The sequence below is a fragment of the uncultured Aquabacterium sp. genome (assembly GCF_947366995.1).
GTDB lineage: Bacteria > Pseudomonadota > Gammaproteobacteria > Burkholderiales > Burkholderiaceae_C > Aquabacterium.
In genome coordinates, this window is sequence record NZ_CANBCC010000005.1 from 1 (window position 1) to 21,450 (window position 21,450).

18 protein-coding genes are annotated in these 21,450 nt (G+C 66.2%); 12 read left to right on the forward strand and 6 right to left on the reverse strand.

Features of this window, described 5'->3' with window-relative positions; all coding sequences use genetic code 11:
- The 4 genes from sdhA to Q0Z44_RS02695 all read right to left on the reverse strand — a co-directional run.
- Positions 1-1,677, reverse strand: a 1,677-nt coding sequence (sdhA, locus tag Q0Z44_RS02680) for a succinate dehydrogenase flavoprotein subunit (RefSeq protein WP_298009867.1), incomplete at its 3' end; no start/stop codon positions are given.
- Positions 1,678-1,680: 3 nt separating this feature from the next.
- A complete protein-coding gene (gene sdhD, locus Q0Z44_RS02685) occupies positions 1,681-2,043 on the reverse strand; it encodes a succinate dehydrogenase, hydrophobic membrane anchor protein (RefSeq protein ID WP_294636289.1) in 363 nt (120 codons plus the stop codon).
- A 22-nt stretch (positions 2,044-2,065) separates the two neighbouring features.
- Entirely contained in the window at positions 2,066-2,485 is a 420-nt protein-coding gene (gene sdhC / locus Q0Z44_RS02690; RefSeq protein ID WP_298009872.1) for a succinate dehydrogenase, cytochrome b556 subunit, read from the reverse strand.
- 147 nt (positions 2,486-2,632) lie between these two features.
- On the reverse strand, positions 2,633-3,472 hold the full coding sequence (locus tag Q0Z44_RS02695) for a GntR family transcriptional regulator (protein ID WP_298009875.1): 840 nt from the start codon (positions 3,470-3,472) through the stop codon (positions 2,633-2,635).
- 198 nt (positions 3,473-3,670) lie between these two features.
- Here Q0Z44_RS02695 and Q0Z44_RS02700 point away from each other — a divergent pair, with 198 nt between their 5' ends.
- From Q0Z44_RS02700 to Q0Z44_RS02710, 3 genes are all read left to right on the forward strand, one after another.
- Complete coding sequence (locus Q0Z44_RS02700; RefSeq protein ID WP_298009878.1) at positions 3,671-4,657, forward strand: malate dehydrogenase; 987 nt, start codon at positions 3,671-3,673, stop codon at positions 4,655-4,657.
- Between the two features lie 227 nt (positions 4,658-4,884).
- Positions 4,885-5,898 carry an aldolase/citrate lyase family protein gene (locus Q0Z44_RS02705; RefSeq protein ID WP_298009881.1) on the forward strand — a complete coding sequence of 338 codons (1,014 nt, stop codon included), beginning with the start codon at positions 4,885-4,887 and terminating at the stop codon, positions 5,896-5,898.
- Between the two features lie 210 nt (positions 5,899-6,108).
- Positions 6,109-6,549 (forward strand): hypothetical protein, encoded by a 441-nt coding sequence (locus Q0Z44_RS02710; RefSeq protein WP_298009883.1) that lies wholly within the window; start codon positions 6,109-6,111, stop codon positions 6,547-6,549.
- On the opposite strand, the gene prpR is transcribed toward Q0Z44_RS02710, so the two are convergent.
- A complete protein-coding gene (prpR, locus tag Q0Z44_RS02715) occupies positions 6,546-8,582 on the reverse strand; it encodes a propionate catabolism operon regulatory protein PrpR (RefSeq protein ID WP_298009886.1) in 2,037 nt (678 codons plus the stop codon). The two genes, Q0Z44_RS02710 and prpR, sit on opposite strands and share 4 nt — an antisense overlap.
- A gap of 241 nt (positions 8,583-8,823) precedes the next feature.
- On the opposite strand from prpR, the gene prpB reads away from it, so the two are divergent.
- The 9 genes from prpB (at position 8,824) to acnB (ending at position 20,660) form a co-directional block, all read left to right on the forward strand.
- The gene (gene prpB / locus Q0Z44_RS02720) at positions 8,824-9,708 is read left to right on the forward strand and encodes a methylisocitrate lyase (RefSeq protein WP_298009889.1); all 885 of its coding nucleotides are present in this window, start codon (positions 8,824-8,826) and stop codon (positions 9,706-9,708) included.
- A gap of 63 nt (positions 9,709-9,771) precedes the next feature.
- A complete protein-coding gene (gene prpC, locus Q0Z44_RS02725; protein WP_294636298.1) occupies positions 9,772-10,935 on the forward strand; it encodes a 2-methylcitrate synthase in 1,164 nt (387 codons plus the stop codon).
- A gap of 141 nt (positions 10,936-11,076) precedes the next feature.
- Positions 11,077-13,698 (forward strand): Fe/S-dependent 2-methylisocitrate dehydratase AcnD, encoded by a 2,622-nt coding sequence (acnD, locus tag Q0Z44_RS02730; protein WP_298009894.1) that lies wholly within the window; start codon positions 11,077-11,079, stop codon positions 13,696-13,698.
- A gap of 109 nt (positions 13,699-13,807) precedes the next feature.
- The gene (locus Q0Z44_RS02735) at positions 13,808-14,644 is read left to right on the forward strand and encodes a DUF3696 domain-containing protein (RefSeq protein ID WP_298009897.1); all 837 of its coding nucleotides are present in this window, start codon (positions 13,808-13,810) and stop codon (positions 14,642-14,644) included.
- Positions 14,641-15,189: a hypothetical protein gene (locus Q0Z44_RS02740; RefSeq protein ID WP_298009901.1), complete on the forward strand. Its 549-nt coding sequence runs from the start codon at positions 14,641-14,643 to the stop codon at positions 15,187-15,189. Before Q0Z44_RS02735 ends, Q0Z44_RS02740 begins: the two co-directional genes overlap by 4 nt.
- On the forward strand, positions 15,186-15,884 hold the full coding sequence (locus Q0Z44_RS02745; protein ID WP_298009903.1) for an RNA ligase family protein: 699 nt from the start codon (positions 15,186-15,188) through the stop codon (positions 15,882-15,884). Before Q0Z44_RS02740 ends, Q0Z44_RS02745 begins: the two co-directional genes overlap by 4 nt.
- Positions 15,885-15,904: 20 nt before the next feature.
- Entirely contained in the window at positions 15,905-17,092 is a 1,188-nt protein-coding gene (gene prpF, locus Q0Z44_RS02750) for a 2-methylaconitate cis-trans isomerase PrpF (protein ID WP_298009906.1), read from the forward strand.
- 176 nt (positions 17,093-17,268) lie between these two features.
- The gene (locus tag Q0Z44_RS02755; RefSeq protein WP_298009908.1) at positions 17,269-17,808 is read left to right on the forward strand and encodes a hypothetical protein; all 540 of its coding nucleotides are present in this window, start codon (positions 17,269-17,271) and stop codon (positions 17,806-17,808) included.
- A gap of 260 nt (positions 17,809-18,068) precedes the next feature.
- A complete protein-coding gene (gene acnB / locus Q0Z44_RS02760) occupies positions 18,069-20,660 on the forward strand; it encodes a bifunctional aconitate hydratase 2/2-methylisocitrate dehydratase (RefSeq protein ID WP_298009910.1) in 2,592 nt (863 codons plus the stop codon).
- A 115-nt stretch (positions 20,661-20,775) separates the two neighbouring features.
- Here acnB and Q0Z44_RS02765 read toward each other — a convergent pair whose 3' ends face one another.
- Complete coding sequence (locus Q0Z44_RS02765; protein WP_298009914.1) at positions 20,776-21,378, reverse strand: 2-hydroxychromene-2-carboxylate isomerase; 603 nt, start codon at positions 21,376-21,378, stop codon at positions 20,776-20,778.
- Positions 21,379-21,450: the final 72 nt, after the last annotated feature.

Here is a 21,450-nt window from a genome sequence, read left to right on the forward strand (position 1 = left end):
CTTCATCCAGTTGTCGTCGTCGCGGTTCGGGAAGTCGATGTGGGCGTGGGCGCCACGCGATTCCGGACGGGCGGCAGCCGACACCATCGTGGCCTGGGCGGCTTCGATGAGGTTCTCGACTTCCAGCGCCTCGATGCGGGCGGTGTTGAAGACCTTGGAGTTGTCCTTCAGGCCGATGCTCTTCACGCGCTCGCGGACCTCGGCGATCTTCTTGACGCCTTCTTCCATCGAAGCCTGGGTGCGGAACACCCCAGCGTGCTTCTGCATGGTCGAGCGGATGTCGTTGGCGACGTCCTGGCAGTACTCGCCGCTCTTCTGGTTGTCCAGACGGGCCAGACGCGACAGGGTGTAGTCGGCAGCGTCCTTGGGCAGCGGCTTGTGGTTCTTGGTCTTGAGGTTGAAGTCGACGATGTGGTTGCCGGCGGCACGGCCGAACACCACGAGGTCGAGCAGCGAGTTGGTGCCCAGGCGGTTGGCGCCGTGCACCGACACGCAGGAGCACTCACCCACAGCGTACAGGCCGTTGATGATCTCGTTGGGCTTGCCGTTGGCGGGCACGACGACCTGGCCGTGCACGTTCGTCGGAATGCCACCCATCTGGTAGTGGATGGTCGGCACCACGGGGATCGGCTCCTTGGTGATGTCGACGTTGGCGAAGTTGTGGCCGATCTCGTACACCGAGGGCAGACGCTTCATGATCGTCTCGGCACCCAGGTGGGTCATGTCCAGCAGCACGTAGTCCTTGTTGGGACCGCAGCCACGGCCTTCCTTGATTTCCTGGTCCATCGAGCGGGACACGAAGTCACGCGGAGCCAGATCCTTCAGGGTCGGGGCGTAGCGTTCCATGAAGCGCTCGCCGTTGGCGTTGCGCAGGATGGCGCCTTCACCACGGCAGCCTTCGGTCAGCAGCACGCCCGCGCCGGCCACGCCGGTGGGGTGGAACTGCCAGAACTCCATGTCTTCCAGCGGGATGCCGGCCCGTGCCGCCATGCCCAGACCGTCGCCGGTGTTGATGAAGGCGTTGGTGGAAGCCTGGTAGATGCGGCCGGCGCCACCGGTGGCGAACAGCACGGTCTTGGCGTGCAGGATGTGCACGTCGCCGGTTTCCATTTCGAGGGCGGTCACACCCACCACGTCGCCGTCGGCGTCGCGGATCAGGTCGAGGGCCATCCACTCCACGAAGAACTGGGTGCGGGCCTTGACGTTCTGCTGGTACAGGGTGTGCAGCAGGGCGTGGCCGGTACGGTCGGCCGCGGCGCAGGCGCGCTGCACGGGCTTTTCACCGTAGTTGGCGGTGTGGCCGCCGAACGGACGCTGGTAGATGGTGCCATCGGGGTTGCGGTCGAACGGCATGCCGAAGTGCTCGAGCTCGTAGACGACCTTCGGTGCTTCACGGCACATGAACTCGATGGCGTCCTGGTCGCCGAGCCAGTCGGAACCCTTGACGGTGTCGAAGAAGTGATAGTGCCAGTTGTCTTCCGACATGTTGCCCAGCGAGGCGCCGATGCCGCCCTGTGCGGCCACGGTGTGCGAGCGGGTCGGGAAGACCTTGGACAGGACGGCGACGTTCAGGCCGGCCAGGGAGAGCTGCAGCGAGGCACGCATGCCGGAGCCGCCGGCACCCACGATGACGACGTCAAACTTGCGGGTGGGAAGAGAGGTAGCGATAGCGGTCATTTTTTACAGTCTCCACAGCACTTGGATGGCCCAGCCGGCACAGCCGACCAGCCACACGATCGAGAACACCTGAAGCGTCAGGCGGATGCCGACCGGCTTGATGTAGTCCATGAAGAGGTCACGCATGCCGACCCACACGTGGTAGAGCATGGCGATGATGACGACGAAGGTCAGGGTCTTCATCCACTGCTGGGAGAAGATGCCGGCCCACTTGTCGTAGCCGAGCGGGCCGCCGAAGATGACCTGCACCAGCAGGACGATGGTGAACAGGGCCATCAGAACGGCCGTGATGCGCTGCGCCAACCAGTCGCGCAGACCATAGCTGGCACCGGTGACGATGCGCTTGGTTCCGTAGTTTTGGGACATGCTTGCTTTCCTGAAACAGTGATCAGAACAGACCGAACAGCTTGGCGCCCAGCACGACGGTCAGCGCGATGCTGACTGCCAGGGTCGTCACAGCGGTCGACTTGCCGGTTTCCTTGGAGTAGGAATGCGACACTTCCATCAGCAGGTGACGGAGGCCGGCGCAGAAGTGGTGCAGGTAGGCCCAGATCAGGCCAAGAACGACGAGCTTGAAGAACCAGCCAGCCTGGCCGGTGAAGACGGCGGTGAACTCGTCGTACGAGATCTCGGACGAGACGCTCTTGTCGAACATCCAGATGATGAAGGGCATCAGCAGGAACATGATCGCGCCGCTGATGCGGTGCAGGATCGACACGATGCCGGCCGCGGGGAGGCGGTAGGTCATGATGTCCGATACATGAATGTTCCGGTAGACGGGGCGTGGGGTTTTCGCGTTGTCAGCCATGTTGTGTGGGGCTCCTGCCGAGCGTCATTAATCTGTCAAGAGAACACGGGATTTTAGGGCAATCCCCAGCCCGACGGACTCGTTCTGCTTTTGGTCAAAACTGGGTCAGGCCCAAAGCAGAACGGGGGACTCGTGAATGTGTGGCGGTCAACTGAGTTCGTTGCGGTAGTAATGCCGGTCCGTACGGTAGAGACCACGGCGCAGCTCAACCGGCTGGTCGCCGTAAGTGAGGGACAAGCGTTCGACACTGAGCAGCGGGGTGCCCTGCGGTACCTGCAAAGCCTGTGCGATATCCGCATCGGCGGCCACCGCGCGCAGTTTTTCTTCGGCGCGAATCATGCGCACCCCGAACTCGGACTCGAAAAGGCCATACATGGGCCCGCGGTATTCGCTGAGCCGATCGGCAGTGAGGCCCTTGAACAGGCGGCCAGGCAGCCAGATGTCGTCGAACACCACAGGGCAGCCGGAAAAGTGCAGCACACGGCGGATCTCGACCACCATGTCGCCCGGCTTGAGGTGCAGGGCCCGCGCCACGTCGGCGGGGGCGCGCAGGCGGCGGCAATCCAGGAACTCGCGGCGAGAGCCGGCCGGGTCGGCATCGGGCTGATCCGGCATCAGTCGCAGAAAGCGGTACTGGACCTGCTCTTCCGCATGCGTGGCCACGAACGTGCCCTTGCCTTGGCGGCGGGTAAGAAGGTTCTCGGCGGCCAGTTCATCGACAGCCTTGCGCACGGTGCCCTGGCTGACCTTGAACCGGGCCGCGAGCTCGATCTCGCTGGGGATGGCCTCGCCCGGGCGCCATTCGCCGGACTGGAGGCTGCGCAAGATCAGGGCCTTGATCTGCTGGTAGAGCGGGCTGAAGGACGGCCCCGACGCAGATGCGGATGCGCCACCTGCAGGCAGGGCGGCATCGGCAGCATTGTTAGGCGGAGGGGTCACCACAGCGTGTCGGCTCGTCTTGAAAGCGATCTTCGTGCGATCGGTCATGCATTGGTCAGGCCGGATAAGGCCAGGCCGGGCGGTATTGCACCACAACTGAGGCAGGCACGCAACCAATCTGACGAATGATGTCTTATATAAGACATAAGACAAAGCCATTTAACGGAGACTCGCCATAACGCCCCCGGCAACGCTACACTTGCGGGTTTGTTCCACCCGTCCGTCACCTTCCCTTCGGAGTTGCATATGAGCAAAGCACCCGTTCGCGTCGCCGTCACCGGCGCTGCTGGCCAGATTGGCTACGCCCTCCTGTTCCGCATTGCCTCTGGCGAAATGCTGGGCAAGGACCAGCCCGTGATCCTGCAACTGCTGGAGATCCCTGACGAGAAGGCCCAGAACGCGCTCAAGGGCGTGATCATGGAGCTGGAAGACTGCGCCTTCCCGCTGCTGGCCGGCATCGAAGCCCACAGCGATCCGATGACCGCCTTCAAGGACACCGACTATGCCCTGCTGGTCGGCGCCCGCCCCCGCGGCCCCGGCATGGAGCGCGCCGATCTGCTGGCCGCCAACGCCCAGATCTTCACCGCCCAGGGCAAGGCCCTGAACGCCGTGGCTTCGCGCAACGTGAAGGTGCTGGTCGTCGGCAACCCCGCCAACACCAACGCCTACATCGCCATGAAGTCGGCTCCGGACCTGCCGGCCAAGAACTTCACCGCCATGCTGCGCCTCGACCACAACCGCGCTGCTTCGCAGATCGCCACCAAGATCGGCTGCGCCGTGGGTGACATCGAGAAGCTGGCCGTGTGGGGCAACCACTCGCCGACCATGTACGCTGACTACCGCTTCGCCACCGTGAACGGCAAGTCGGTCAAGGACACCATCAACGACCACGACTGGAACGCCAACGTGTTCCTGCCGACCGTGGGCAAGCGTGGCGCCGCCATCATTGCCGCTCGCGGTCTGTCGTCGGCTGCCTCGGCCGCCAACGCCGCCATCGACCACATGCGCGACTGGGCCCTGGGCACCAACGGCAAGTGGGTCACGATGGGCATCCCGTCGAACGGCGAATACGGCATCCCCAAGGACGTCATGTTCGGCTACCCGGTTACCTGCGAAGGCGGCGAGTACAAGATCGTCGAGGGCCTGCCCATCGACGCCTTCTCGCAAGAGTGCATCAACAAGACCCTGGCCGAGCTGCAGGGCGAGCAGGACGGCGTGAAGCACCTGCTGTGATGAGAACGCCCCGGTGATCGGGGCGGCCCTCGCGCAACACAACCGGCCCGTGGCAACACGAGGCCGGTTTTTCTTTGGCTGATGCCATCGCGGCCGCCAGCCCGGCGCGTGTTTTGCCCACGTCAATTTGTGCGCTCAGCGTGCAACCCGCCGGGCATCAGGGGCATTTTTTCGGTGAGACTGCGTCCTGTGAAGGCCTGCTTCTGGCGAACCTTGTCGAGATCACCATGTCGAACCTGACTGCCATCCATCCCCGCCACGCCCTTTTCGGCGCCGAGAAACCCGTTCCGATGCTGCCGGTGTGCGATCACTATGCAGGCGTCGAGGAGCGCATGCACAAGAGCCTGAAGCTGCAGGCCGACATGGCGGCCGACGCGGGTCGACCGGTGTTCGATGTGACGCTGGACCTGGAGGACGGCGCCCCCGTGGGTGGCGAGCATGAGCACGCGCTGCTGGTGGCCGAGCTGGTGGGCAGCACCGCGAACGCCCACGACCGGGTGGGCGTGCGGGTGCACGACTACCGGCACAAGCGGTTCGAGGATGACATCGACACGCTGATCAGCCGAGTAGGCGAGCGACTGGCTTACGTGATGGTGCCCAAGCTCGCCAATGTGGACGACGCGCGGGGGGCCATCGAGGCCATTCGGCAGGCGCGCGTGCGGCACAACATCGGGCGTGCGCTCCCCGTACACGGGCTGATCGAAACCCACCGTGCCGTGCAGCAGGTGGCCGAGATTGCAGCCCTGCCGGGGCTGGAATCGCTGTCATTCGGGTTGATGGACTTCGTCTCGGAACACCGCGGCGCAGTGCCGGCCTCGGCGATGAGCGTGCAGGGGCAGTTCAGCCACCCGCTGATCGTGCGGGCCAAGCTGGAGATTTCCGCGGCCTGCCATGCGGCGCGCATCACGCCGTCGCACTGCGTGGTGACCGAGTTCAAGGACACGCGCGCGCTCAGCCAGGCGGCCGAGAAAGCCACGCGGGAGCTGGGCTACACGCGCATGTGGAGCATCCATCCGGATCAGGTGCCGGTCATCATCGAGGCGTTTGCCCCGGTGACGGCCGAGGTGGATGACGCGATCGAAATTCTGCTGGCGGCGCAGGCGGCCCACTGGGCGCCAACCGCACACCGCAAGGTGCTGCACGACCGCGCCAGCTACCGCCACTACTGGCACGTGCTGGAACGAGCCTGGCTGACCGGGCAGCCGTTGCCCGCCGAGATCGAACAGGCGTTCTTCAGCTGACGCGGTGCGGGCTCTGAACTCCAGAAACCGCAGAGCAAAAAGACAGCTGGTGGGACAACGGCTCCGGGCGCCTGATCTGGATCTGCCCATTTTTTGAGCAGGGAAACGGGGGCACTGGGGCGGGGACGGCTTCCCCCGGGCTTCCCCACAAACTTGTCCACAGGATCCGTGGACAACCATGTCCGCATCCCCAAGCGATACAGTGTTGGAATGCCTTCCGAACCGCCCTCGCCCGCCCGGATGCCGCCCGACCTGGTCTGGACCTTCGCCGGATCGGAGGTGTCGGGCTGGCAACGCGAGGGCGATGCGCTGCTGATTCGGCTGGCCGTGGCAGCGGCGCAGGGCACGCTCGATGGACAAACCGGGCCGGTGGACGCCAACCTGATTCCGTTGCTTGTGCGTTGCGACGCGGTGGCCGATTGGCCCGTGGCGGCAGAGCACCCACGGGCGCTCAGCGAGGGCGCGCTGCACGATGGCACCGCCGTGCGCCGCATGCTGCCCGTACCGGGTCGGATCGACGCCGCAGGCAGCGGCAACCTGCTGACGCTCACGCTGGCCTGGCGGCAAGGCGGCAGCCTCGTCGTGCGGTGCCGAAGCGTCGCCCTGCTCTTGCTGCCCGATTCGCGCCTGATCGAATCGTGGGCCTGCTAGCGGGCGCCGCCGGCCGGCGGTTCGGTCTCCCGCAGCCACCGCCAGAGCGTGGTGCGGCTGATGCCCAGCTGTTGCGCGGCCAATTGACGGTCGCCACCGCAGGCGCGCAGCACCGCCCACACGTCTGGGGGCGAGGCCGCGGCCCCGGCACGTGGCCTTTGCCCGCGTGCGGGTGAGGCGACAGGCAGGACTGGCCCGGCCGAGGGCAGAAGGCGCTCGGCACGCAGCGGCTCACCGTCTGTCGCAGAGAACAGTTCGGGCACGATTTGCCGGAGGCGGCGCTGCGCAGCAGCCCGATCCCGCGCCAACGTGGGAGCGTCTGCGGCGGCATAGGCCATCAGGCGCTCAATGAGGTTTTCCAGTTCGCGCACATTGCCGGGCCACGTGTGGTGCGGCGCCTGCGCCACCAGGGCGGCCAGCAGCGGCTGGGCTGCATTCGGATCGAGGTGCAGCCGTCGGCAGACCTGTTGCCCCAGCGTGCGGGCGATCACGTCGATGTCGGCCAGCCGGGCGCGCAACGGGGGCACGTCGACCCGGAGGATGTTGAGGCGGTAGTAAAGGTCGAGCCGGAACAGGCCCTGCCCGACATGGGCCAGCAGGTCGCGGTGCGTGGCAGCAATCACGCGCACGTTGACGGGGGTGGGCTCGGTGGCGCCGACGCGCAGTACCTCACGCGCCTGGAGCACCCGCAACAGACGGGCCTGCAGGGAGGGCGGCATCTCGCCGACCTCGTCGAGGAACAGCGTGCCGTTGTGCGCAGCTTCGAACAGCCCGATCTTGCCGCCCTTGCGCGCGCCGGTGAAAGCGCCCTCTTCATAGCCGAACAGCTCGCTTTCCAGCAGCGATTCGGACAGCGCCGCGCAGTTGATCGCCACAAAAGGCATGTCCCGACGGTCGCTGGCCATGTGAATGCCCTGAGCGACCAGCTCCTTGCCGGTGCCGCTTTCGCCGATCAGCAGCACCGTGGCCTGGCTGCGGGCACACGCACAGGCCGTGTCGCGCAGCTGGCGCGCTGCGGTGCTGTCGCCGAGAAAGGCGTCCAGTTCGTGGCGCGTGGCAGAAGCCACCGGCTTGATGCGCGTGCGGATGTGGCGGTCGACCCGCTGGATGCTGATCGGATCCTGGCAGCTGAGCACCGCGCCCGTCAGCACGCCCTGCTCAAGGATGGGCATGCGGTTGACGATGAGGGCCTTGGCCTTGATGCGTTCGATCTTTTCCAGGTCCGGCAGCGCGAGCCGCAAGGTGCCCTGCAGGCTGAGATCGGGGCAGACCTCGCTGAGCCGCTGGCCCACCCACTGCCCAGGATCCACCCCGAGCAACTGGGCCATGGCGGGGTTCAGGGTTTGAATGCGCTCATCGAGGTCGACCGCGATCACGCCATCGCTGAGCTGAGCGAGGATGGTGTTGAGGCGTTCGCGCTTCGCCTGCTCGATGCGGGCGGCGCGGGCCACTTCGACCGCATCTTCGAGGGCCTCGCGCACGGCGTCACGCGAGTAGAGGAAGACGCCGGTCAAGCCGATCTGGTCGGCCATGTCCGCCACCACGCCGGTGCCCACGACGACCGGCACCCCCTCCTGCTGCAGCGCGCGGACGCTGGCCTGGGCCTCTTCCTCGGTCTGGTAGCTGCGCTGAACGATGTCGAGTTCGAACAGGCCGTCGAACTGCGCCACGTCGGGCGCCATGCCTTCGTAGGTGACCAAGCCCACGCGGTGGGACACCTGCTTGGCCCGGGCCAGCGCCCGCATCAGGTCGAAGCCGCCGACCTTGACCAGGACCACCGGGGTCTCCAGACGCTGGCGAAGGTAATCGCCGTTCGAGCCGGCCGCCACCACGACGTCGACGGGCCGGACCGCCTGCAGGGCGCGCAGGCGGGTCACAGCGTGCTCGAAGCCAACGTCGAGCACCTCGACCGAGGCCCGGTCGGCGAATTGCGGCGCCAGCTCCTGCAACATCTTGTTGATGCGCCGGAAACCCACGGCCACAATGCGCGGCAAGGTGGTCAGCCCGGCGCGGGGTGTCAGCGACAGGGACATGGGCCGCGCCGTTTCCGATGAGCTGTTTCGTGTTTCATGAAACAGCAGTCTATCTGTTTCATTGGCGAAACGCGAATGAAACATGGTGCAACATCCCGTCGACATCAAGAACAAGAAGCGCTCTGAATTCAACGACTTAACCGATCGGCCGGTGGTGACAGGCCCGGCAGTTGGGGCTGGCACGCACGTTGCGCTGTTTCTTCCACACACCGGTTCACCCGCATCCCACCAAGGAGCACACATGGCCAACATGACCCCCGGCGCCCGTTTCCGCCAGGCTCTCCAGGAAGAATCCCCGCTGCAAGTGATCGGCGCCATCAACGCCAACCACGCCCTGCTGGCCAAGCGCGCCGGCTTCAAGGCGATCTACCTGTCGGGTGGCGGCGTGGCCGCGGGCTCGCTGGGCCTGCCCGACCTGGGCATCAACACGATGGACGACGTGCTCGTCGACGTGCGCCGCATCACCGACGTGTGCGACCTGCCGCTGCTGGTCGACATCGACACCGGCTTCGGCCCGAGCGCCTTCAACATCGAGCGCACCGTCAAGAGCCTGATCAAGGCCGGCGCCGCCGCCTGCCACATCGAAGACCAGGTCGGGGCCAAGCGTTGCGGCCATCGCCCCGGCAAGGAAATCGTGTCGACCGAGGAGATGGTCGACCGCGTGAAGGCCGCCGCCGATGCCAAGACCGACAAGGACTTTTTCCTGATCGCCCGCACCGACGCGATCCAGGTGCATGGCGTGGACGCAGCCATCGAGCGCGCCATTGCCTGCGTGGAAGCCGGCGCCGACGGCATCTTTGCCGAAGCGGCGTACGATCTGGAGACCTACAAGAAGTTCGTGGACGCCGTGAAGGTGCCCGTGCTGGCCAACATCACCGAGTTCGGCAAGACCCCGCTGTTCTCGACCGACGACCTGCGTCCCACCGGCGTGGGCATGGTGCTCTACCCCCTGAGCGCCTTCCGGGCCATGAACAAGGCCGCAGAGACCGTCTACACCGCGATCCGGCGTGACGGCCACCAGCGCAATGTCGTCGACATCATGCAGACCCGCGAGGAGCTGTATGACCGCATCGGCTACCACGCCTTCGAAGGCAAGCTGGACGCGCTGTTTGCCACCAAGAAGTGAGTCGTCATCGACGACCCCGACCGTTTGACTGCTGAATCAACCTCTGACCAGGAGATCCCATCCATGAGCGCCACGCCCGAGACCACCACGCCCGGTTTCAAGCCCAAGAAGTCCGTTGCCCTGTCGGGCACCGCGGCCGGCAACACCGCGCTGTGCACCGTGGGCCGTACCGGCAATGACCTGGCCTACCGCGGCTACGACATCCTGGACGTCGCCACGACCTGCGAGTTCGAGGAGATCGCCCACCTGCTGGTGCACGGCAAGCTGCCCAACGTGGCCGAACTGGCTGGCTACAAGGCCAAGCTGAAGTCGCTGCGCGGCCTGCCCGCCGCCGTGAAGGTGGCACTGGAGCAGCTGCCCCCTTCGAGCCACCCGATGGACGTGATGCGCACCGGCGTGTCGGTGCTGGGTTGCGTCAAGCCCGAGAAGGAAGACCACAACCACCCGGGCGCCCGCGACATTGCCGACAAGCTGATGGCCTCGCTGGGCTCGATGCTGCTGTACTGGTACCACTTTGCCTACAACGGCAAGCGCATCGAGGTGGAAACCGACGACGACTCGATCGGCGGCCACTTCCTGCACCTGCTGCACGGGGAGAAGCCGCGTGACAGCTGGGTGCGCGCGATGCACACCTCGTTGATCCTGTACGCCGAGCACGAGTTCAACGCCTCGACCTTCACCTCGCGCGTGGTGGCCGGCACGGGTTCGGACATGTACTCGGCGCTGTGCGGCGGCATCGGTGCCCTGCGTGGCCCCAAGCACGGCGGCGCCAACGAAGTGGCCTTCGAGATCCAGAAGCGCTACGACAACCCGGATGAGGCCGAGGCCGACATCCGCGCCCGCGTGGAACGCAAGGAAGTCGTGATCGGCTTCGGCCACCCCGTCTACACCGTGAGCGACCCGCGCAACGTGGTCATCAAGAAGGTGGCCGAGGACCTGTCGAAGGAACAGGGCAACATGAAGATGTACAACATCGCCGAGCGCCTGGAATCGGTGATGTGGGACATCAAGAAGATGTTCCCGAACCTCGACTGGTTCAGCGCGGTGAGCTACCACATGATGGGCGTGCCCACCGACATGTTCACCCCGCTGTTCGTGATCGCACGCACCTCGGGCTGGTCGGCCCACATCATCGAGCAGCGCATCGACGGCAAGATCATCCGCCCGAGCGCCAACTACGTCGGCCCCGAAGACCAGGTCTTCGTGCCGCTGAAGGACCGCAAGTAAGCAGGCCAGAGGAAGGCGCCACATTGCCACGCGGTGATGTGGCGCCTTTCTGCCTTGTGGCCGCGCCTCGCTGCCACCCCGAACCGACGTCGGCCCCGACGCCCCGATCGTCCGCCCCACTTTGCTGACTGCCCCACGGCCATGAGCAACATCAACACCCAATACCGCAAGCCGCTGCCCGGCACGAACCTCGATTATTTCGACACGCAAGCCGCGGTCGAGGCGATCCAGCCCGGCGCCTGGGCCACCCTGCCCTACACCGCCCGCGTGCACGCCGAGAACATCGTGCGCAAGGCCGACCCGGCCATCGTCACCGATTGCCTCAAGCAGATCGTCGAGCGCAAGCGCGACCTGGACTTCCCCTGGTTCCCGGCCCGCGTGGCGTGCCACGACATCCTGGGCCAGACCGCCCTGGTCGACCTGGCTGGCCTGCGTGACGCCATCGCCAAGGAAGGCGGCGACCCGGCCAAGGTGAACCCGGTGGTGCCCGTGCAGTTGATCGTGGACCACTCGCTGGCCGTGGAATGTGGCGGCTTCGACCCGCAAGCCTTCCAGAAGAACCGCGAGATTGAGGAGCGCCGCAACGAAGACCGCTTCCACTTCATCGAGTGGACCAAGAAGGCCTTCGCCAACGTGGACGTGATCCCCGCAGGCAACGGCATCATGCACCAGATCAACCTGGAGAAGATGTCCCCCGTGATCCATGCCGACAACGGCGTGGCCTACCCGGACACCTGCGTCGGCACCGACTCGCACACCCCGCACGTGGACGCCTTGGGCGTGATCGCCATTGGCGTGGGCGGCCTGGAAGCCGAGAACGTGATGCTGGGCCGCGCCTCGTGGATGCGCCTGCCTGAAATCGTCGGTGTGAAGCTGACCGGCCAACGCCAGCCCGGCATCACCGCCACCGATGTGGTGCTGGCCCTGACCGAGTTCCTGCGCAAGAACAAGGTGGTGGGCGCCTACCTCGAGTTCTACGGCGAAGGTGCGTCGAAGCTGACGATTGGCGACCGTGCCACCATCTCGAACATGGCCCCCGAATACGGCGCGACCGCCGCCATGTTCAGCATCGACGAGCAGACGCTGGACTACCTGACGCTGACCGGCCGCACCGCCGAACAGGTCAAGCTGGTCGAGACCTATGCCAAGACCGCGGGCCTGTGGTCGGATTCGCTGAAGAACGCCGTGTACGAGCGCAACCTGGAGTTCGACCTGTCGAGCGTGGTGCGCAACATGGCCGGCCCGTCGAACCCGCACGCCCGCGTGGCGACGTCGGATCTGGCCTCGAAGGGCATTGCCGGCCAATGGCAGATGCCGGCTGCCGGTGAAGGCACCATGCCCGACGGCGCCGTGATCATCGCGGCCATCACCTCGTGCACCAACACCTCCAACCCGCGCAACGTGATCGCGGCCGCCCTGCTGGCCCGCAACGCCAACAAGCTGGGCCTGACGCGCAAGCCCTGGGTGAAGTCGTCGCTGGCCCCTGGCTCGAAGGCGGTGGAGCTGTACCTGAAGGAAGCCAACCTGCTGGGCGACCTGGAAAAGCTGGGCTTCGGCATCGTCGCCTTTGCCTGCACGACCTGCAACGGCATGTCGGGCGCGCTCGATCCGAAGATCCAGCAGGAGATCATCGACCGCGACCTCTACGCCACCGCCGTGCTGTCGGGCAACCGCAACTTCGACGGCCGCATCCACCCGTATGCCAAACAGGCCTTCCTGGCCTCGCCCCCGCTGGTCGTTGCCTACGCCATCGCCGGCACCGTGCGCTTCGACATCGAAAACGACGTGCTGACCGTGGTCGACGGCAAGGAAATCCGCCTCAAGGACATCTGGCCTTCGGATGAAGAGATCGACGCCGTGGTGAAGGCCGCCGTGAAGCCCGAGCAGTACCGTGCCGTGTACGAGCCCATGTTCGCGATTCAAGCCGACAAGGGCGAGAAGGTGAGCCCGCAGTACGACTGGCGCCCGATGTCGACCTACATCCGTCGCCCGCCCTACTGGGATACCGAAGGCGTCGGCGCCCTGGCCGCCAACCCGCGCACGCTGAAAGCCATGCGCCCGCTGGCCATCCTGCCGGACAACATCACGACCGACCACCTGTCGCCGTCGAACGCCATCCTGCCGAACTCGGCGGCGGGCGAGTACCTGCACAAGATGGGCCTGCCGGAAGAGGACTACAACTCCTACGCCACCCACCGCGGCGACCACCTGACCGCGATGCGCGCCACCTTCGCCAACCCCACGCTCAAGAACGAGATGGTGCGCAAGGAAGACGGCAGCATCAAGGTGGGCTCGTGGGCCCGCGTGGAGCCCGAAGGCCAGGTGATGCGCATGTGGGAGGCCATGGAGACCTACCTCAACCGCCGCCAGCCGCTGATCATCATCGCCGGTGCCGACTACGGTCAGGGCTCGTCGCGTGACTGGGCCGCCAAGGGTGTGCGTCTGGCCGGTGTGGAAACCGTCGTGGCCGAAGGCTTCGAGCGCATCCACCGCACCAACCTGATCGGCATGGGCGTGCTGCCGCTGGAGTTCAAGCCGGGCACCACCCGCCTGACCCTGGGCCTGGACGGCACCGAAACCTTCGACGTCGAAGGCGACCTCAAGCCCCGCGCCGACCTGACCCTGGTGATCCACCGCAAGAACGGTCAGACCGAGCGCGTGACCGTGACCAGCCGCCTGGACACCGCCGAAGAGGTGTCGGTGTACGAAGCCGGTGGCGTGCTGCAGCGTTTCGCCCAGGACTTCCTGGCGGCGAACAAGTGACCTCTCCGAGCGCCTTCGCCTCCCACAAGGAGGCGGAGCCCGGGCAAGCAAAGTCCACGAGGCTTTGCTTGCCTGGCGGTGGCCGGGCCCCGTTCGCAAACCCGAAACCATGCTGACTTCTCTGCGCATCCGTCACTTCCGAGCCTGGCAAGACACCGGGCCCGTGCGGCTCGCGCCGCTCACCGTGTTCTTCGGTGAGCACGGCACCGGCAAGAGCAGCCTGGGCCATGCACTGGCCCTGCTGGATCGGCACGCCCACGCGGCGGTGTCTGACCAGCAGGCTGGCTTTGCGCTGGATGCGGTGTGGCAAGCCGGCGGTCTGCGTGTCAGTCGACACCTTTCCGCGGCATCGGCGCCTGAGCCCACGCCAGCCACCCTCACCTTTGTCGACACCGAGGCACAGGGAAGCCGCATCCCGCTGCCTTCGGCCGGCGACCCGGCCGCGTCGCACTGGCTGCACGCCATGGGCCTGGATGCGCCCTCGACGGCCTCGCAAACCGGCCGCAGTGCCCGCCATGCGCGGCACCTGCTGGCGAACCTCTTCGACACCCCGCACGGTGGCACGGTGTGGCTCGAGCACCCCGAGGCCCACCTGCATCCCAAGGCCCAGGCCGTGCTGGCCGACGCCCTGATTGCGGCGGTCCAGGCGACGGCCACAGGGGATCGCCCGGGCGTTCAGTGCATCGTCGAGAGCCACTCCGAAGCCCTGCTCAACCGCCTGCAGCGCCGCGTGGCCGAAGCGGTGATCCCGCCCGACGACCTCGCGCTGTACGTGTGCCGCCTGCGCGGCCCGCATGCCGAACTGGAAGCGCTGCGGCTCAACGCCTATGGCGACATCGAGAACTGGCCCGAAGACCTCTTCGGCCACGACATGACCGACATCACCGCCCGCACGCTGGCCGCCCTGCGCCGCCGCCAGGCCGACACCGGGGAGCCCCGGGCATGAAGGCGGTGATCGACACCAACGTGCTGCTGGTGGCCAATGGCCAGCATGCGGACGTTTCGCCCGGCTGCGTGGCCGCCTGTGTAGAGCGACTGCAAGCCATGCAGTCCGGCGGCGTGACGGTCATCGACGACGGCCATCGCATCCTGGACGAGTACCTGCACAAGACCCAGGTCAACCGCCCCAAGGGCGTCGGCGACGTGTTCCTGAAATGGCTGCTTCGCCAGGTGGCCAATCCTCAGCGCGTCGAACAGGTGCCACTGACGGAGACCGGCGAGCAGACCTACGCCGAGTTCCCATCGACCGCCCTGCAACCCCGCTTCGACCCATCCGACCGCAAGTTCGCCGCCGTCGCCCACGCCCACCCCGACAAGCCGCCCATCTGGGAAGCCGCCGACAGCAAGTGGCTGGACTGGTGGCCGGCCCTCAAGGCCTGCGGCGTGCAGGTCGAGTTTCTCTGCCCCGAAGACACGTGCGACTTCTACCGCAAGAAGTTTCCGGACCACCCGCTTCCGCCGCTGCCTCGCGCACCGGCCACCTCAGCATGACGGATTTCTTTCGCTTTCCGCACACCCCGCACATCGCTTGGCTGGCTGCCGGCGAACCGCGCGAGGACAAGGTGATGTCGCCCGCCGAAGTCAGCGACCTGCTGGCCCATGATGTCGTGGTCGAAGAGAAGCTCGACGGCGCGAACCTCGGCTTCTCGCTCGACGAGCACGGCGAGTTGCGTGCGCAGAACCGCGGGCAGTATCTGAGCGATCCGCACGCCGGCCAGTTCGCCCGCATCCCGATGTGGCTGCAGCAGCATGGCGACGCCTTGCTGGCCGAGCTGACACCGGACCTCATCTTCTTCGGCGAATGGTGCGCCGCGCGCCACTCGCTGGACTATGGCGCCCTGCCCGACTGGTTCCTGCTGTTCGACGTGTACGAACGCAGCCAGGGCCGCTTCTGGAGCACCGCCCGCCGCAATGCGCTGGCCGCCCGCGCCGGCCTGGTCACCGTGCCCCGCCTGTTCGAGGGCCACACCACACTGGACGCGCTCAAGCTCATGGTGTCCAGCACCCCGAGTCGCTACCGCAACGGCCCGCTCGAAGGCATGGTGATCCGCCACGAATCCGAAACCTGGTGTGAAAACCGCGCCAAGCTCGTGCGCCCCGATTTCACCCAGGCCATCGACACCCACTGGCGCAAACGCGCCATCGAATGGAACCGCGTCGACCACGATGCGGCCTACCGCAACTGACCTCTCCACCGGACACAGCCATGGCACACGCACCCCAAGTCAAGATCCCGGCCACCTACATCCGCGGCGGCACCAGCAAGGGCGTCTTCTTCCGCCTGCAGGACCTCCCCGCAGCCTGCCAGGTGCCCGGCGAAGCGCGCGACAAGCTGTTCCTGCGCGTCATCGGCAGCCCCGACCCGTACGCGGCCCACATCGACGGCATGGGCGGCGCCACGTCCAGCACCAGCAAGTGCGTGATCCTGTCGAAGGCCAGCCAGCCCGACCACGATGTGGACTACCTCTATGGCCAGATCTCGATCGACAAGCCCTTCGTGGACTGGTCCGGCAACTGCGGCAACCTGTCCACCGCCGCGGGCGCCTTCGCGATCCACGCCGGCCTGGTCGACCCGGCCCGCATCCCGCAGAACGGCACGGCCGTGGTTCGCATCTGGCAGGCCAACATCGGCAAGACCATCATCGCGCACGTGCCCGTCACCAACGGCCAGGTGCAGGAAACCGGTGATTTCGAGCTCGATGGCGTGACCTTCCCGGCCGCTGAGATCGTGCTCGAGTTCATGGACCCATCCGACGATGGCGACGAAGGCGGCTCGATGTTCCCGACCGGCAACCTGGTGGACGACCTTGAGGTGCCCGGCATCGGCATGCTGAAGGCCACGATGATCACGGCCGGCATCCCCACCGTGTTCGTCAATGCCAAGGACATCGGCTACACCGGCACCGAACTGCGCGAGCACATCAACAGCGACGCCGAGGCCCTCAAGCGCTTCGAAGCCATCCGCGTGGCCGGCGCCTTGCGCATGGGCCTCATCAAGACACCCGAAGAAGCCGCCACGCGCCAGCACACGCCCAAGATCGCCTTCGTGGCACCGCCCACCACCTACACCGCGTCCAGCGGCAAGACCATCGAAGCGGTGGACGTCGACCTGCTGGTGCGCGCGCTGTCGATGGGCAAGCTGCACCACGCCATGATGGGCACCTGTGCGGTGGCGATCGGCACGGCAGCCGCCATCCCCGGCACGCTGGTCAACCAGGCCGCTGGCGGCGGCGAGCGCGAAGCCGTGCGCTTCGGCCACCCCTCCGGCACGCTGCGTGTGGGGGCCCAGGCCGCACAGGTCAACGGCCAGTGGACGGTCACCAAGGCCATCATGAGCCGCAGCGCCCGCATCCTCATGGAGGGCTGGGTGCGCGTGCCGGGCGACACGTTCTGATCCGCTGGTCAGGGCACGGCCCCCGGTGAAGGGGCCGCCCTGCGGCGATCCACCGTGACGGGCTCACACCCCGGGTCAGTTCCGGTGTCCACGCCCGGCAGATCAGTGGCAATATTCGAACTTGACGCCTGCTCGTCTGACCGATTCACCGTTTGCCGCGACACCCGCCTACTGCCATGAGCCACACCCTCCGCCACACCCAACGCATCCGTACCCTCGCCCTGTCGGCCGGCGTCATGCTTGGCATGGCGGCCACCACCTTCGGCCCGCAGTTCGCACACGCCGCAGAGGTCAAGAAGACCAAGCGCACGCTGGCCGAGAAGATCGTGGCCCTGCCGGAAGCCACCGTCGAACAACTGCAGGCCGCCGAGCGCGTGCTGATCGGCAAGTACCAGTGCGAATTCGGCAAGGCCGTGTCCATCGACCGCCACGCGCGCAACAACGGCTACTTCGACCTGCGCCTCGGCCAGCAATCATGGACGATGAAGCCCGTGCTGTCGTCGACCGGTGCGGTGCGCCTGGAAGACGTCAAGGGTGCCGCCCTCATGATCCAGATCCTGACCAAGTCGATGCTGATGGATCCCAAGCGCGGCCAGCGTCTGGTCGACGGCTGCATGCACGACACGCAACGCGCGGCCGACGAAGACCTCAAGCGCAACCCGCGTCCCTCAGTCTTCGGGCTCAACAGCGAGACGCCGGCCGACGGCAACCGCTGACCTTCCCCCTCGCATCAGCCGGACACCCGTCCGGCTGTTGTCTTTTTGGGGTCCTGATTGACGCGCCACGGCCGCGCGTGCGCACGAGTTCGACAGTTTTTCGCTCCCCCCTGTGGCATTCCGTCCGCTCCTGGGCGAAAATAGCCAATTGTGCGAAGTCTTATAGAAGACTTCCTGCCCCCAGGTCGAGCCGCACCTCCCCGTGCGGCCCCGCCCCGCGGTGAATTCTTTTCAGTCCCCGCCCCACAAAGGTGATCACCATGTTGCAAGCCTACCGCCAACACGTTGCCGAGCGCGCCGCGCTGGGTATCCCCCCGCTGCCCCTGTCGGCCCAGCAAGTCGCCGAGCTGATCGAGCTGATCAAGAACCCGCCGGCCGGTGAAGATGCATTCCTGCTCGACCTGCTGACGCACCGCGTGCCCCCGGGCGTGGACGACGCTGCCAAGGTGAAGGCTTCCTTCCTGGCCGCCGTGGCCCACGGTGACGTGAGCGTCGCGCTGATCTCGAAGGCCAAGGCCACCGAGCTGCTCGGCACCATGGTGGGTGGCTACAACGTCAAGCCGCTGGTCGACCTGCTGTCCGATGCCGAAGTCGGCACCGTGGCCGCCGAAGCCCTGAAGAAGACCCTGCTGATGTTCGACGCGTTCCACGACGTGGCGGAACTGTGCAAGGCCGGCAACGCCAACGCCAAGGCCGTGATGCAGTCGTGGGCCGACGCCGAGTGGTTCACCAGCCGTCCGGAAGTCGCCAAGAAGATCACCGTGACCGTGTTCAAGGTGCCCGGCGAAACCAACACCGACGACCTGTCGCCCGCCCCGGACGCCTGGAGCCGCCCGGACATCCCGATGCACTACCTCGCCATGCTGAAGAACACGCGTCCTGACGCGGCCTTCAAGCCCGAGGAAGACGGCAAGCGCGGTCCGATGCAGTTCATCGAAGACCTGAAGAAGAAGGGCAACCTGGTCGCCTACGTGGGCGACGTGGTCGGCACCGGCTCTTCGCGCAAGTCGGCCACCAACAGCGTGATCTGGGCCACCGGCGAAGACATCCCCTTCGTGCCCAACAAGCGCTTCGGCGGCGTCACCCTGGGCGGCAAGATCGCCCCCATCTTCTTCAACACGCAGGAAGACTCCGGCTCGCTGCCCATCGAAGTGGACGTGTCCAACTTCGAAATGGGTGACGTGATCGACATCTACCCGTACGACGGCAAGATCGAGAAGAACGGCGCGGAAGCGGCCAAGTTCGAACTGAAGTCGCAAGTCCTGCTGGACGAAGTCCGCGCCGGCGGCCGCATCAACCTGATCATCGGCCGCTCGCTGACCGGCAAGGCCCGTGAATTCCTGGGTCTGCCCGCCTCGACCGCCTTCCGCCTGCCCCAGGCCCCGGCCGACACCGGCAAGGGCTACACCCTGGCCCAGAAGATGGTCGGCCGCGCCTGCGGTCTGCCGGAAGGCCAGGGCGTGCGTCCCGGCACGTACTGCGAACCCAAGATGACCACCGTCGGTTCGCAGGACACCACCGGCCCGATGACCCGTGACGAGCTGAAGGACCTGGCCTGCCTGGGCTTCTCGGCCGACCTGGTCATGCAGTCGTTCTGCCACACCGCGGCCTATCCGAAGCCCGTGGACGTGAAGATGCATCGCGAGCTGCCCGCCTTCATCTCGAACCGCGGCGGCGTGGCCCTGCGTCCGGGCGACGGCGTGATCCACTCGTGGCTGAACCGCCTGCTGCTGCCCGACACCGTCGGCACCGGTGGTGACTCGCACACCCGCTTCCCGATCGGCATCTCCTTCCCCGCCGGTTCGGGCCTGGTCGCCTTCGGCGCCGCCACGGGCGTGATGCCGCTGGACATGCCGGAATCGGTTCTGGTCCGCTTCAAGGGCACCATGCAGCCGGGCGTCACCCTGCGTGACCTGGTGCATGCCATCCCCCTGTACGCCATCAAGGCTGGTCTGCTGACTGTGGCCAAGGCCGGCAAGAAGAACATCTTCTCGGGCCGCATCCTGGAAATCGAAGGTCTGCCCGACCTGAAGGTGGAACAGGCCTTCGAACTGTCCGACGCCTCGGCCGAGCGCTCGGCTGCCGGCTGCACGATCAAGCTCAACAAGGAGCCGATCGCCGAGTACCTGAAGTCGAACATCGTTCTGATGAAGAACATGATCGCCGACGGCTACCAGGACGCCCGCACCCTGCAGCGCCGCATCGAAGCCCAGGAAGCCTGGCTGGCCAACCCGAACCTGCTGGAAGCCGACAAGGACGCCGAATACGCGGCCGTGATCGAGATCGACCTGAACGAGATCAAGGAGCCGATCGTCTGCTGCCCGAACGACCCGGACGACGCCAAGTTCCTGTCCGAAGTCGCTGGCACCAAGATCGACGAAGCTTTCATCGGTTCGTGCATGACCAACATCGGTCACTTCCGCGCCGCCGGCAAGCTGCTGGAAGGCAAGAAGGACATCCCGGTGCGTCTGTGGGTGGCCCCGCCGACCAAGATGGACGCCGCCGAGCTGACCAAGGAAGGCTTCTACAACACCTTCGGCACCGCTGGCGCCCGCACCGAAATGCCCGGCTGCTCGCTGTGCATGGGCAACCAGGCTCAGATCAAGGAAGGCTCGACCTGTATCTCCACGTCGACGCGTAACTTCCCGAACCGTCTGGGCAAGAACACCAACGTGTTCCTGGGCTCTGCCGAACTGGTGGCTGTCGCCTCCAAGCTGGGCAAGCTGCCGACCCCGGCCGAGTACCTGGCCGAGACCGGCGTGATCAGCCAGAACGCCGACAAGATCTACAAGTACATGAACTTCAACCAGATTGAAGAGTACGTGGAGACCGCCAAGACCGTGCAGGCCTGAAGCCTGACCGCGTCACAGCCGCGCCCATCCCGGGCCGGCTGACACGAAACCCGCCCGGGAAACCTGGCGGGTTTTTTCATGGCCGGGCCTGGCTTGCTACCGGCCCCCGCGCGAATCAGAACCCGCCGCGCTTCAACCAGTCGTCCACCATGTCGAAGCGGTCGAAGCCCCAGAAGGGCTCGCCGTCGACGATGACGAAGGGGCTGCCGAACACGCCACGGGCTTCGGCGGCGCCCACTTCGTGCTTGAGCTGGTCCTTCACGGCAGGGTCGGCCATGCCTTCGGTGATGGCGTCGGCGTCCAGGCCCTGCGCGGTGGCCACCTCGCGCACCACGTCCACCTCGCCGATGTTCTTGTTGTCGACGAAATAGGCGCGATAGAGCGCCAGGGCCAGTTGCTTGGCCGCGGCCTCGTCGCTGCGCGCCACGAACAGCACCGCGCGCGCCGGGTTCTGCGAGGCAATCGGGAACACGCTGGGCATCTTGAACGGGATGCCGGTCAGGCGCGAGATGCGCTCCCAGTCGCGGCGCACATAGTCTTTCTTGATGGGCACCTGCGTGAGCGGTGCCATGCCGGTGCTCTTGAAAATCACGCCGAGCAGCACCGGGTGCCAGTCGACTGTTCGACCGTGGCGCTCGGCCAGGGCCTCGATCCGTTCGGCGGCAAAGTAGCCGTAGGGGGACGAGAACTCGAAGTAGAAGTCGATGGCAGCGGACATGGCGAGGGGGCGAAGAATGAGGACGCCGCCAGCCTAGCATGGGTGCCCCTGGGAAGGCCGGCGGCAGGAGCG